Origin of the sequence: Sphingomonas sp. LR55, assembly GCF_036856015.1 — a bacterium.
Lineage (GTDB): Bacteria > Pseudomonadota > Alphaproteobacteria > Sphingomonadales > Sphingomonadaceae > Sphingomonas.
This window is the reverse complement of sequence record NZ_JASPFO010000001.1, coordinates 2,805,285-2,818,240: the sequence shown is the minus strand read 5'-3', so window position 1 is coordinate 2,818,240 and position 12,956 is coordinate 2,805,285. Positions and strand designations below refer to the sequence as shown.

15 protein-coding genes and 2 pseudogenes are annotated in these 12,956 nt (G+C 62.4%); 8 read left to right on the top strand and 9 right to left on the bottom strand.

The annotated features are described in order from the left end of the window. Positions 1-9 precede the first annotated feature (9 nt). The 5 genes from QP181_RS13465 (at position 10) to QP181_RS13445 (ending at position 3,506) form a co-directional block, all read left to right on the top strand. Positions 10-591 carry a hypothetical protein gene (locus tag QP181_RS13465; RefSeq protein WP_333928839.1) on the top strand — a complete coding sequence of 194 codons (582 nt, stop codon included), beginning with the start codon at positions 10-12 and terminating at the stop codon, positions 589-591. 41 nt (positions 592-632) lie between these two features. Continuing rightward, on the top strand, positions 633-1,085 hold the full coding sequence (locus tag QP181_RS13460; protein ID WP_333928838.1) for a YfjT/YkfB family phage-associated protein: 453 nt from the start codon (positions 633-635) through the stop codon (positions 1,083-1,085). 319 nt (positions 1,086-1,404) lie between these two features. Beyond that, on the top strand, positions 1,405-1,710 hold the full coding sequence (locus QP181_RS13455; protein WP_333929636.1) for a tyrosine-type recombinase/integrase: 306 nt from the start codon (positions 1,405-1,407) through the stop codon (positions 1,708-1,710). Positions 1,711-1,788: 78 nt separating this feature from the next. Next, a complete protein-coding gene (locus QP181_RS13450; RefSeq protein WP_333928837.1) occupies positions 1,789-2,187 on the top strand; it encodes a hypothetical protein in 399 nt (132 codons plus the stop codon). Between the two features lie 89 nt (positions 2,188-2,276). Then, a complete protein-coding gene (locus QP181_RS13445) occupies positions 2,277-3,506 on the top strand; it encodes a PDDEXK-like family protein (protein ID WP_333928836.1) in 1,230 nt (409 codons plus the stop codon). Positions 3,507-3,578: 72 nt separating this feature from the next. On the opposite strand, the gene QP181_RS13440 is transcribed toward QP181_RS13445, so the two are convergent. After that, the gene (locus tag QP181_RS13440) at positions 3,579-3,938 is read right to left on the bottom strand and encodes a DUF2958 domain-containing protein (RefSeq protein ID WP_333928835.1); all 360 of its coding nucleotides are present in this window, start codon (positions 3,936-3,938) and stop codon (positions 3,579-3,581) included. 169 nt (positions 3,939-4,107) lie between these two features. Between QP181_RS13440 and QP181_RS13435 the strand changes: the two genes are divergently transcribed. Then, positions 4,108-4,293, top strand: a complete 186-nt coding sequence (locus QP181_RS13435; RefSeq protein WP_333928834.1) for a hypothetical protein — start codon at positions 4,108-4,110, stop codon at positions 4,291-4,293. Positions 4,294-4,497: 204 nt separating this feature from the next. On the opposite strand, the gene QP181_RS13430 is transcribed toward QP181_RS13435, so the two are convergent. From QP181_RS13430 to plsY, 3 genes and pseudogenes are all read right to left on the bottom strand, one after another. Then, a complete protein-coding gene (locus QP181_RS13430) occupies positions 4,498-5,733 on the bottom strand; it encodes a recombinase family protein (RefSeq protein WP_333929635.1) in 1,236 nt (411 codons plus the stop codon). 567 nt (positions 5,734-6,300) lie between these two features. Then, positions 6,301-7,121, bottom strand: a pseudogene (gene dprA / locus QP181_RS13425) (DNA-processing protein DprA); the annotation flags it as partial. Beyond that, positions 7,114-7,728: a glycerol-3-phosphate 1-O-acyltransferase PlsY gene (gene plsY / locus QP181_RS13420; RefSeq protein ID WP_333928833.1), complete on the bottom strand. Its 615-nt coding sequence runs from the start codon at positions 7,726-7,728 to the stop codon at positions 7,114-7,116. The gene plsY and the pseudogene dprA, both read right to left, overlap by 8 nt. A 217-nt stretch (positions 7,729-7,945) precedes the next feature. Between plsY and murI the strand changes: the two are divergent. Both murI and hemA read left to right on the top strand, forming a co-directional pair. Next, positions 7,946-8,733 (top strand): annotated as a pseudogene (gene murI, locus QP181_RS13415) (glutamate racemase). A gap of 136 nt (positions 8,734-8,869) precedes the next feature. After that, on the top strand, positions 8,870-10,132 hold the full coding sequence (gene hemA, locus QP181_RS13410) for a 5-aminolevulinate synthase (RefSeq protein WP_333929634.1): 1,263 nt from the start codon (positions 8,870-8,872) through the stop codon (positions 10,130-10,132). Positions 10,133-10,163: 31 nt separating this feature from the next. Here hemA and QP181_RS13405 read toward each other — a convergent pair whose 3' ends face one another. From QP181_RS13405 to QP181_RS13385, 5 genes are read right to left on the bottom strand one after another with little or no spacing between them, the layout of a single operon-like run. Then, positions 10,164-10,721, bottom strand: coding sequence for a Uma2 family endonuclease (locus tag QP181_RS13405; RefSeq protein ID WP_333928832.1), 558 nt, complete (start codon positions 10,719-10,721; stop codon positions 10,164-10,166). Between the two features lie 51 nt (positions 10,722-10,772). Further along, complete coding sequence (locus QP181_RS13400) at positions 10,773-11,237, bottom strand: DUF3429 domain-containing protein (RefSeq protein WP_333928831.1); 465 nt, start codon at positions 11,235-11,237, stop codon at positions 10,773-10,775. 10 nt (positions 11,238-11,247) lie between these two features. Continuing rightward, the gene (locus QP181_RS13395; RefSeq protein WP_333928830.1) at positions 11,248-11,955 is read right to left on the bottom strand and encodes an anti-sigma factor; all 708 of its coding nucleotides are present in this window, start codon (positions 11,953-11,955) and stop codon (positions 11,248-11,250) included. After that, complete coding sequence (locus QP181_RS13390; protein ID WP_333928829.1) at positions 11,948-12,496, bottom strand: sigma-70 family RNA polymerase sigma factor; 549 nt, start codon at positions 12,494-12,496, stop codon at positions 11,948-11,950. Before QP181_RS13390 ends, QP181_RS13395 begins: the two co-directional genes overlap by 8 nt. Before the next feature lie 29 nt (positions 12,497-12,525). Further along, positions 12,526-12,951 (bottom strand): hypothetical protein, encoded by a 426-nt coding sequence (locus QP181_RS13385; protein WP_332756117.1) that lies wholly within the window; start codon positions 12,949-12,951, stop codon positions 12,526-12,528. Between the last annotated feature and the right edge of the window lie 5 nt (positions 12,952-12,956).

Here is a 12,956-nt window from a genome sequence, read left to right as displayed (position 1 = left end):
AGGGATACGATGCGGTGGAGTGCAGTGGTTGCGTGTTCGGCATTATTTTTAAGCAGTGCCGTTAACGGTCAGGACTCGGCCAAATCCCCTGACGGTGGTTACTCGGTTTCTGTAGTTCCGAACGGTGAAGGTGACGAGAACGGTTCCGGCGCTCAGGCAATTGTCCTTTACGGCGCAAGGGGCGGCGTCCAACGCCGCCTGCTAGTGTCTAGGTGGAACGGCGATTATTCGCGCAACCTGGCCGGCCTATCGCGTCCGCTGTTCTCACTCGATGGCGGCTACGTCTACTTCAGCAGCACCGATGCCTCCCCAAACTCCGCATACGTTCACCGGTTCGACCTAAAGCGGAACGCGATCAAGGCGGTATGCCCCGGCTTAGCGCTGCGGGTGATGCGAACTGGGCCTTACCGCGGATACCTGATCGTCCAGACGCACCGCTATTGGGACCGGCCTGAGGGAGGCTCCTACAATCCAGTTTTCCTCACCCATCCGTCGGGTCGAAAGATCATGATGGTGCCGGGAAGTGACAACGACGAAGGCGAACTTGCCGTTGATCCATGGCTAGCAAAGATGAATTGGCGTGCTTGGTAGGCGGCCATTGAGTGATGGCCGCGCAAGAGAGGAGAAGCGGTATGCGTCATATATTGATGGCAGTAGGACTGATCGTTTGTTCTGGGATGGCAAGCGGGGAGCCGATCGGACGATGGTTCTCTGGATACGGCCAGGGCACGATGGAATACGGCCTCAAGAACGACAGCGCAGGAAGCGACTACTTCTATATCGCGTGTCCTTACGACGGCGCGACAATCAGCTTTACGGTCGGCGGCAAGAACCCCCGTCCCCTGTCCACGGTGATCGTGGTTGTCGGCGCAGAGGAGTATGAGCTGACTACCGACAAGTGGGGCCAGTTTCGCACAACCTCGCACGTAAGCTACGACATATTTCGGTCACTTTGGGCCTCAATGCGCTCAGGTTCCGCCATGAGAGTTCGACTATCGTCGGGACAATCAACCGCGTTCACGCTAAAAGGTGCTGCGAAGGTATTGCCACGAGACCAGTGTGAGACAGGCTTTGAGAAAAGCTAAGACATGAAAAGTCGGCAGCATTTTCAGCTTGTCGGTCTGGTTTTGGTAGGAATGGCCGTCAGACGATTGCAGATATGCTGGGCAACACAGGAGTTCAGCAGATGCGCGCGCCGATTAAGAAGCAGTCCGAGTTTGAAACTGTTCTGGATTACGCCAGCAGGACCAGCCGCCCCCATATGTATCGGTTGATGATGTTGCTGAGCATTAAGCTGGGCCTGCGTCCCATGGAGATCGCGGGGCTAGATACTAGCTGGTTCCGCGGTGACGAACTCCGCATCCCGCTCGGCCACAGCAAGCGCAAGCAGGGCCGCAGCCTCCCCTGTGCAGCGAGATTCTGGAAGCGTTGGCCGCCCACATGCAGGGCAGCGCGGGGCGCGTATTCCGCAACAAGGCAGGGGACGTGTTCACGGCCAACGGGATCAGCGAAGCTATGCGGCGGCTCTACAAACTCGCAGGGGTTGAGGGCTCCTGCTACAGTGGTCGTCGGACCCTTGCGACCAGCCTCGTAGATCGGGACGTGAATATCGCCATCGTTAGCAAGGTGCTCGGCCATAGCAGCATCGCGACCACGCAATCCTACGTCGGCGTAACCGACAATATGATGCGTCGGGCACTTTATGCCTGAAAGCGGTTGCTCTGAAAGTCAGGCGATGTCTTTTAGTCCTAACAGCAGCAGCGTTGCTGCACTAGCTGGAGACTTAGAATGGACTGGAAAAAGACCGTAAAGCCCGCTCACACGGTCGAGGGCTTCGCAAAGGCCAAGGCCGCTGGATCAGCGCGCACGGCATCGGCGGTCGTCATGGCCAGCATCGATAAGCAGATCGAGTTGTTCAACAAGCCCAAGGTCGAGGGACGCAGGACGTTCCGCGTTGAGGGCGACAACGTGGCCTTCATGATCCGCTACGCCAACAGCCCACTCAAGTTGGTCGGTGAGGAAAAGGAACTAGCTGTTCCTCAGGCGCAGTTCGTGGAAGTGTTGAAGGCCATAAAGGCCGACATCGAGAAGGGCGCATTCAAGGACCAGCTTGAGGCGATCGAGAAGCAGGTCAAAAGCCGCAGCGAGCGGATGGGCGAGACACGCCGGAACAAGAAGACTGAATGAAAAACCCTCACTAGGAGTGAGACGATGCCCCGGCCGGTGCCGGGGCTTCCTGTCTGGGCAGCGAGGGTGCCGTTGTGAACGTAGACTCCTTGGAAGCGCTATTCGTTGGGAACGCTGACTTCGAAGAAGTCGAGGCATCACAGGACGTATTCTGCCCGTTTGAAGCGGTGGGGATGGTTCGGCAGGAAATACGGCACGGCCATTTTCTAGCCTACGCTCTCGATCCACAACGTCCGCATGGCTTCGGCACAGAATGCCTCAGGGCTTTGATGCGAACAGCCGCCCACGCTCAGCGGCAAGCCGACACCAACGGCCAAGAGGGGTTTCTCACCCCTCTCGACGTGCATCTGATGGACTTTGAAAAAGCGCAGGTGCGGCGAGAGTGGCGAAGCATTGATCTCGTCGTGGTTGTCGGGGATGAGAAGCTGATCGTAGCGATCGAACTCAAAATCGACGCTTCTGAACACAGCGGTCAGCTACGTCGCTACCGTAAATTGGTAAGTGAGGAATGGCCGGTCAGCGCGGGCTGGCGGCACCTCTTCCTGTTTGTAACCAAGCATGGCGATGACGCCAGCGACGCGGACGGCGAGGGTTGGCTAACAGTTCCGCTTGAGGCGGTTGCCCGCGAACTTGACGGGGTGGCAGGGAAGCAAATCGGATCGGCCGAGGCCCGAACGCTGCTCGCCTCATATCTAGCCATGTTACGGAGACATCACTTGCCGAATGAACATCTGGAGCGGCTGGCGGCGAAGCTGTGGGGCCAGCATCGTGAAGCGCTGGAGTTTCTGATGGAGCATCGTCCCGACGCCGACGAAGGGCTCTATGGTATGCTGTATGCGGCACGCGATGACTTGGCCGCCGTCATGTCGAAGGCGTCCGGTATGACCGTCATCACCGACGATAGCCCACCAAGCAACATGCGCTTCGCAATTCAGGATTGGGACCAGTTGCCTGATTTCCTCACGGCGCAGAGGTGGACGAGCAGTAATCGACTGATGCTAATCGAGATCCAGCGCAGTGGAGATAAACGCCACATTCGAATTCGCTTAGTCATTGGACCGGGTGAGCAGGAGGCGCGGCTTCGATACTATCAGGCACTCGCAGATGCAGGGGTGCAGGTTAGCAAGCGTGCCAAATTATCACCGCAATGGACACGCGTAGCGTCTAGAAACCTCGTCAGTTCACTTTCTGAAGAGACGGAGGACGTTGCTGGGTTGTTTGAAAAGGTAGTTGCCAAGATCGGTGCATACGCGGGCGAGATCCTGCCGTCATATGATAAAGCACTTGACGCTCTAAATGGGGAAGGCCGAGCCACTTAAAGTGGCCCGGCTCCCATGCTTACAAAGCCCATCCGGGAAATTGACAGAAACCCCGGCTGGCTATCTACTTAGCTAGGCTACGATTCTCCCCTTTGCCCTCGCTTCTCTGGCGTAGGCGCTGAGCGACTTATCGGCCTTGAAGTGGATATCGCGTTCTACGCGCAGCCCTCCCGGTCCCACGACCTCCCAAATCTCATCGAGGGATATGTAGCCAAGTTCAGGGCTACCCATGTCGGCCAGTCCAAACGCCAGTCCGTCATCGTCCAGTTCTGACAACAACCATGTCGCCCCAGCCCAAGGCAGGAATATCTTGCATACGGGTTCGAAGTCTCGCTCACGCCGAGTGCCCTTGAGGGGTAGCTGCTGGTGATGATTGGCGTTGAGTTTTTGGACAATCTCTGGCGTGAGTATCGCGATTAGTTCTGAGTTCATGTGGCTTACTCCTTGTTGCCACCAGAACATCAAGCGCCACATGGAGGGCAAATAAACCAAAGAATGGCATCACGGCAAAGACATCAGAAATCTGACTGGTAGAACAAATCTGGTGTAGGAAAGGATGCCAAAAGGATATTGATAGAGTGGGCAAACAGGAGTTGCCCACATGCTTACACAGATCGACCTCAACGCATTCGCAGACTACGCACTCAACACGTTCGACTACAGCGCAGACTTCGAGGATGATGCTTTCGCGGTTACGTTTGAGGGCGCTCGCATCTACGTGGAGCGTAAGCGCAACCACTTCGCAATCCACATCGGCTCCGACACCCACAAGCTGCCGCGCTGCTAATGCCGCCGATTAGCCAAGCTAACCCGCGCTTAATGCGCTTTCTGAAGCAGCGGCGAACAACTCACATTCGACCGGCCAACGACAAGCTGACTACGTGGGTCCAAAGACAGCGCCAGAGACGCCCGTAGAGCCCCGCACAAGCCCAGACAGGTAAGCGCAGCTATCCAACGCTGCGCTTACCTGTCTCGGTTATCCTGAGGGTTCTTAGGACCCGTATTTCCACTTCTGCTCCGATGGGTCCACGACCAGTCGCGCTGGCTGCTCCATCCGGTTGCGAACATCATCAACCATCTTTGCTGGACCGGGCAGGCCCCTGTGGAGGTCGAGCCGGTTACGCAGGTCCACTGGCTCCCCAATGGGTTGGCCGCGCTGGTCGAAGCGCCATGCCATCATACCGTTTTGCAACATCACGGTCACAACGCCATCGGCGGCAAAGGTGCTGCGAGTGAGGAACGCGAGTGCCTGTTTCACCCTGACCCTCGCACTGTATCGGGCTTCCTTGTCCTCGCTGTTGATGCTGTCCTTGACCTCGCGGACTCTGGCCAGATGTTCGATCGGGTTAGCGCCGCCGCGCTGGCGCGATAGCTCATCCTGCATTTCGCGCAGTTTGGCCTCCTCTACGTCGATCTCCGCTTCGATCTCTGCCGCTTTGACCGCTAGGGCTCGAATGAAATGCTCACCCAACGTGTCCACGATGGATTGCAGGTTCTGGCGCTTGCTTTGAAGCAGCCGTTCGGCTTCCGCTACGTTAGCGGCCATGGCCGCGACATGATCGGGGACAGTGAACTTCTTATCGTCAATTGCGACCGCCAGCACGGCATCAAGAATGGCTGGCTCCAAAGACTCATACCTAAACGTCTTGTTGTTCTCGCATTCGTGCTTTCGACGGTTGTTGTTGCACCTCAGATAGCTGCGGTTGACCCCACTGACATAGCTGAGTTTGCGACCGTCCAGCTTGCTTTTGTGATTAGTTGGTCGACCGGCCTTCTGCTGGCTCTGGAAATACATGGGAGCGCCACAGGTGCAGAAGGCTGAACCGGAGAAGAGGTTGCTGACATTGGCCTCCGCTGGCCCTCCTGAGAACCGGCGCAGCTTGCGAACAGACTCTACGCGCGCAAACAATTCGGCTGGAATGGCCTGAGGATAGTGGTCGGGCTTCACGATGCCTTTGCTGGTTTCGTTGATGCCGCCATGGGTTCGCGACATGGGGATGTATTCGCCAAGCACGGCACGATTGGTCAGCAGCTTGTGGAGATAGGCCGTGTTCCAGCCATTGCCTTTGTCCTTTTTGCCGACTGACCAGCTTGGCTCCTTACGCGCATTCAGCATGGCCACGATGCTGGGCAGACCATGCCCCTCAACATACAGGTCGAATATCTCGCGCAGCACTGCGCTGCGATGTGGATGCAGGACCACATCGTCGGTCTTGCAATCGCGCATCATCCAACCGGGTGGCAAACCGATCTTTGCCTTGCGATCACCGGCCTCAATGGCCTTGATCTTCTCGGACCAGTTGAACAGCCCTCGCTCACTCTTTTTGTTGCTCTCCTCGCGAGCGCCCTCACTCTTAAACACCAACTCCATGATGGTGCCGCCGTCGATGCGCTGACCGGCTGGATAAAAGCGGTCGCCGTCGATGGTCGCGACACTGACGCCGTTTTCCACGCAGACTTTCAGGAAGGCGTGAACCTCTTCCCAACCCTGGCGGCTTATGCGGTCGAAATGCTCGCAAATGAAAACAGCGCCGTTTCGGTAAAAGCCCTTCTCGGCTTGCCGTTCGAACGCATACAGCTCGCCACCCTCAGACCGATTCGCGCCATGGAACGCTGAACGGCCTTTGTCGGAAATCTCGCGGTCAGGATCGTGCAGCCATCCCTTTTTTCTGCGTAATCTCGGCCATTTTGAAACTGCCGAACAAGCGAGGTGCCTCGCCCTTGTTCGAGCGAGGAATAGCGGGCGTAGATAAAAGCGGGGAGCGTCATAACCAGAGTTAAAGCGTCTGCGGACCCGTAGGGCAACTCCATTATGCTTGATGAGCAGGTTGCAGCCCTGCGCGCGGGGATCGAGCGGGCTGCCGGGGACGGCCATGACCTCGCGGCCGGACTCGTTGGCGAGCCGCGCGGTGATCAGCGAGCCGGATTTGGGGACCGCCTCGACCACTACGGTGCCGATCGCGAGACCGGCGATGATGCGGTTGCGCGAGGGGAAGTTGCGCGCCTTGGGTTCGGTGCCGGGGGGCTGTTCGGCGAGGAGGACGCCTTCGGTGGCGATGCGTTCCTGCAACGCGGTGTTGTCGGGCGGGTAGGCGATGTCGATGCCGCTGGCGATGACGCCGATCGTGGCACCGCTGGAGCCCGCGCCGAGCGCGCCGATGTGCGCGGCGGTGTCGATGCCGCGGGCTAGGCCGGAGACGATCGTCGTGCCTTCTTCGGCGAGTTGCAGCGCCAATTGTCTCGCGAAGCGGCAGGCGGCGGCGGACGCGTTGCGCGCGCCGACCATCGCGATGCAGGGGCGGGTGGCGTGGGTGAGGTCGCCGCGGAAAATCAGCGCGGGGGTGCGGTCTCGATCTCGGCGAGCAGGCGGGGATAGTCGGGATCGTCGAGGAACAGATAGCGCGCGCCGAGCTTGGCGGTGGCGGCGATTTCGCGTTCGGCCAGCGCCGCGTCGGCGATCCGGGGACTGCGTCCGCCGCCGCGTTGGGCGAGCATGGGGAGCGCTTCGATTGCGGCGTCGGCGCTGCCAAAGCGGGCGATGAGCTGGCGATAGGCGACCGGTCCGATCCCGGTCGTGCGGATGAGCCGAAGTCTTGAGACCGTCGGGTCAGTCACTCGTTTTCCGGCTGGAGCCGATGCGCGGCTCGGTCCCCGAGAACAGGCGCTCGACGTTTTCGCGGTGCTTCCACAGCACGATCAGGGCGAGTGCGAGGAGCAGCAGGACGAGGTCGAACCGGCCGAACAGCGCGGCAGCAAACGGCGCGCTGAGCGCGGCGGCCATGCCGGCGACCGAGGAGATGCGAAGGCCTGCTAGAAGGCCCAGCCACACGACCGCGTAAACGAGCCCGAGCGGCCAGTAGAGCGCGACGACGATGCCCATGAGCGTCGCGACGCCCTTGCCGCCCTTGAACCTGAGCCAGACCGGGTAGCAATGGCCGATGAACGCGCCGGCTGCCGCGAGTAGGGCATTGCCGGGGAACAGGTGCGCGACCAGCAGCACGGCGACCGCGCCCTTGGCCATGTCGAGCAGCAGCGTGGCGGCGGCGAGGCCCTTCCGCCCGGTGCGCAATACGTTGGTGGCGCCGATGTTGCCCGAGCCGATCGTCCGCAGATCGCCTGCACCGCCGGCGCGCGTGAGGATGACGCCGAACGGGATCGAGCCGAGCAGGTAGCTGAGCACGAGCGATAGCGTGGGCGCGACCCAGAGAATTTCCGTCTGCAAGTATGTCCCCCGTTCCGAGGGCGCTTATAAACGACGCGGGGCTGACGGCAAATGGCGTCGAGCGGGTGCCGACCTCACAGCACCCTCCGTCATCCTGACGAAAGTCAGGACCCAGAGCCACGGAGGACAACCCTTGTAACCCTGGGTCCTGACTTTCGTCAGGATGGCGGGGGGAAGGCTCTGGTTTGCTTAAGGCGTTCCGTCCTAAGGCGCATGGATGGACACGCGCCCCATCCTGTTCTTCGATTCCGGTGTCGGCGGGTTGTCGATCGTCGGGCCGCGCGCGGGGCGCTCCCCGATGCGCCGTTCGTCTACGCCGCCGACTCGGCCGGGTTTCCCTACGGCACGAAGAGCGAGGCGGAGATCGCCGCCCGCGTGCCGGTGTTGCTGGGGCGGTTGGCGGAGCGGTATCGGCCGCGGCTGATCGTGATCGCGTGCAACACCGCCTCGACGATCGCGCTGCCGGTAGTGCGCGCGGCGCTCGACCTGCCGGTGGTCGGAACGGTGCCCGCGATCAAGCCGGCCGCGCTGCTGTCGAAGACGCGGACGATCGGCGTGCTGGGGACCGAGGCGACCGTGCGGCAGGCGTATGTCGACGATCTGGCGGCAAGGTTCGCGGGCGATTGCACGGTGCTGCGCTACGGGTCGGCGGCCTTGGTCGAGATGGCGGAGGCCAAGTTGCACGGGCGAGCGGTGGCGCCTGAGCGCTATGTGGCGGTGCTCGACGGGCTGTTCTCGCAACCCGGCGGGGAGCGAATCGACGTGATCGTCAACGCCTGCACGCATTTCCCGCTGGTCGAGGCGGAGCTGGCCATGGCGGCACCCGGTGTGCGGTTCGTCGACGGTGGTCCCGGGATCGCGCGGCGGATCGTTCACCTGATGCAGGGCGAATCATGGTCGGGCGCGGGCGAGGGCATCGCCGTCTTTACCCGGTTGGGCGACGACGAAAATGCGCTCGGACCGGCTTTGGCGGCACGTGGATTCGGCAGGATCGAGCAGCTTTAAGCGTTAACCTGGGACAATGTGGCACCTTGCTTCGCGGGCGCATCGTGGCAATGTGCACCCAGGATGAGGAAAGCGATCACCGTAAGAGCGGTATTGCGCTGGAAACGAGTGAAAGCGAGGCGTAGTGCCCAAGCGTATGATTACCAACGGCATCACGGCAACGGATTCCATCTCGGGTCCGCGAGTCGATTATTCGCGCGTGTTTACGCAGGCGATCGACCGGTTGCATGCCGAAGGGCGCTACCGCGTGTTCATCGACATCCTCCGCAACAAGGGCGCTTTCCCGAACGCGCGCTGTTTCGCCGGGCATAACGGGCCCAAGCCGATCACGGTGTGGTGCTCGAACGATTACCTCGCGATGGGCCAGCACCCCAAGGTGATCGCGGCGATGGAAGAGGCGCTGCACGACGTCGGCGCGGGCTCGGGCGGCACGCGCAACATCGGCGGCAACACGCATTACCATGTCGACCTGGAGGGCGAACTCGCCGACCTGCACGGCAAGGAAGCGGCTTTGCTGTTCACGAGCGGGTACGTTTCGAACGAGGCTACGCTGGCGACGCTCGCCAAGGTGCTGCCGGGCTGCATCATCTTTTCGGACGAGCTGAATCACGCGTCGATGATCGCGGGGATTCGCAACTCGGGCTGCGAAAAGCGGGTGTTCCGCCACAACGATCTCGCGCATCTCGAAGAGCTTCTCGCGGCCGAAGATCCGGCGGCACCGAAGCTGATTGCGTTCGAGAGCGTGTATTCGATGGAGGGCGACATCGCGCCGATCTCGGCGGTGTGCGACCTTGCCGACCGGTACAACGCGCTGACCTATTGCGACGAAGTCCATGCGGTTGGGATGTACGGCGCACGCGGCGGCGGCATCTCGGAGCGGGACGAGGTCGCGCACCGGATCACGATCCTCGAGGGGACGCTGGGCAAGGCGTTCGGTGTGATGGGGGGCTATATCGCCGCCGATCGTACGATCGTCGATGTGATCCGCTCGTACGCACCGGGGTTCATCTTCACGACGTCGCTGTCGCCGGTGCTGGTTGCTGGCGTGCTCGCGAGCGTGCGGCATCTGAAAAGCTCGAGCGTCGAGCGCGAGGGGCAGCAGGCGTCGGCCACGATGCTGAAGGCGATGCTGAAGGACGCCGGGCTGCCGGTGATGCTCGGCGATACGCATATCGTGCCGCTGATGGTCGGCGATCCGGTCAAGGCGAAGAAGATCAGCGACGTGCTGCTCGCCGAATACGGCGTGTACGTGCAGCCGATCAACTACCCGACCGTGCCGCGCGGCACCGAGCGGCTGCGGTTCACGCCGGGCCCTGCGCATACCGAGGCAATGATGCGCGAACTGACCGACGCGCTGGTGGAGATCTGGAGCAGGCTGGACTTGCGCAAGGCCGCCTGAGGCTGGTCTCGTCTAGGCGGAGCAGCGATAGCTAGTCGATCGTGATGGTGCCGTCGGTGCCGGGGACGTCGAGGGCTTCGCCAAAGCCGACCGAATGGAAGCGCGTATAATCGCCTTCCACAGGTTTGGCGTAAACGTGGACCACGGATCTGCTGCCATCGACGACCCAGTAATGCGGAATGCCACCGCGCGCATAAGCGAAGCGCTTCATCGTGGTGTCGCGCGCAACCGACGTTTCCGCGACTTCGACGACGAGCAGGAAGTCGGCGGCGAGCAACAGGCGGTTTTCTTCAACCGATGTACGTAGAACTGCGACGTCGCAACCAAGCACCGTATCGTTACCCAGATCGACGCCGGCCTCGCCAACGATTCTCGACTCAGCAAATAGACGCGACAGGCGAATGGCAATCTTGGCCTGGCGCGACGCGTGCGCAAACTGGGGCGGGTTCATCCGGACGAGTTCCCCTTCGACCAGTTCGACCTTCATGTCGTCGAACGCGCCGGACTCACCCATGCTCAGGAACTCGACGGTGGTGAAACGCGCCATTTCCTGCCGATCGGTGCGGAGACTCGCGGCGGATGTGTTCATGACCGATGCGTACCATGAATCGAGCCAACCAGCGAATCGTGCGGCGTGGCCTTAAAGCGAGGCGGCGAGCATCGTCAGGACGCCGAGGCCGAGCGACAACGGCACGCGCAGTGCCATCCAGCCGGGCGGGGCTATGCCGACGCGGACCAGGGCTCGGTCGACGAGCAATGCACCGATCAGGCTGATGCCGAGCACGATGAGCGAGGGGCCGGGCCAGCGCAGGCCGACCATCCAGGGCCAGGCGGTCGCGAGCGCGACCAGCGAGGGCGCTACGCTGGCGAACCAGAGCCAGCGCGGCGGCGAGTCGGTGCGTGCGGCGAGGCCCCACCAGAGACCGCCAAGGAAGCTCAGGATGATCGCGGCATAGGCATAGGCGATCGCCAGCGCTGAGAACCGGCTTTGCGGATCGCCGCCCAGCAGCAGCGCGACTGCTCCAAGTTGTGGGAGAAGTCCGCTCAGCCCGAGCAGGCGCGCGATCGGCGGGATGCCGCCGGTCGCGGCGGGTCGCGCTGTCATCAGACGGGCATCAGACGCGCGCGACCACGCCGGTAGCGACGACCGGGCCGGTCGGCAGGCCGGTCGGCGAACCGCCGAGCGGCTCGACCGAGATCGCCAGCGTCGCGCCGGGCGCAATGCGACCGCGGTCGACGCCCTTCGGTGCCAGCGACGTCGGACGTCCCGAGAGCAGGCCGAGCGAGTGCGGCACGCCGTCGCCGCCGATCACCCAGAGTTCCGCGACCCGCGCATTCGGAACGCCGGGACCTGCCGCGACGCGGAGCGCGCCGTTCGCAGGATCGAAGACCGCGGCGACGGGCGACTTCGCATCGCCGAGCATCGCAACGAGCACGCTCGACGCGCGGGCGACGGGGACCGGCTGTGCGACGGGCACGGTCGGTTCGGGGCGAACCATGACGAACAGCAACAGCGACGCGGCGATCGCGCTGGTGACGGCCGCGAGTGCGGGCCAGGCGAAGCGGCTGGTCTTGGCGGGAGTTGGACCGTCGAGGCTGGCTTCGATCCGCGCGGCGAGATGCGGCGGGGCAGCGTATTCCGGCCATAGGTCGAACAACGCGGCCAGACGCGACCGCCACCATTCGACCTGCGCGGCGAAACCGGGTTCGGCGAGCACGCGGCGCAGCGCTGCTCCGCGCTCCTCGCCTTCGAGCAAGCCGAGCGCAAGTTCGGCGGCCGCCACATCTTGGGGCACGCCGGTGTCGGGGATCGGATCAACCATCGAGGCAATCCTTCAGGCGGGCGAGACCACGGCGGACCCAGCTCTTCATCGTACCGAGCGGGACCGCACGTTTCACTGCAAGTTCGGCATAGGTGACGCCGTCGAAGAACGCGGTGCGGATCGCGTCGCGCTGCTGCGGTTCGAGGCCATCGAGGCACTCGATCAATTCGCGCGACGATTCGCTCGCCAGCATCCCGGCCTCAGCGCCTTCGCCGGGATCGGCAATGTCGGGCGCATCGTCCAGCGGGCTGGTGCGGCGGACGCCCTGCGCGCGCTGCCAGTCGATGGCGCGGTTGCGCGCGATCGTCGCCAACCAGGTTATCGGGCTCGCGCGGCCGGGTTCCCAGGCACCGGCGCGTTTCCAGATCGTAAGATAGACCTCGTGCAGCACATCCTCCGCGGCTTGGGCGTTGCCGCAGATACGATGGGTGATGCCGAAAAGCTTCGCACTGGTCAGCGAATAGAGCTCGCGAAACGCGTCGCGGTCCTCTTGCCCGGTGCGCAGGAGCACCTCGGAGAGATGCGCGCGCCGCGTCCGCATTTGAAAAGGCCATGGTCACGATCCGGAACCTAGCGGCTAAGTCGCTCGCGGCAATAGCCTTCGCCGGGCTTGACGGTGAGGCAGTCGGTTTTGCCGAACAGATATTTCAGGCCGGTCGCGTCGCCGTTGGTCGGGCGAAGCGTTTCGCGTATCCCGCCGCGATCGAAGGATATCGTGTCGCCGGTCGCGGTGCCGTCGAACTTGCCCTTGTTGTCGAGGTCCCACTGCATCGTCAGCGCGTAGTGGCCGGGGGTGTCGGTCGGCGCGACGTCGAGAACCATGCCTTCGACGCCGATCCAGCGGCCGGTGTAGTCGGGCGCGGGTTTGGGCTTGGGCGCGGAGAGCTTGCGGTCGACCGATCCTGCGGACGTCATGTTGCCGTCGCTGCTGGTGTCGGGGGCGGGGCCGGAGCAGGCTGTCAGCGCGGCGGCGGCGAGCAGGGTGAGGGCTTTCATGGATG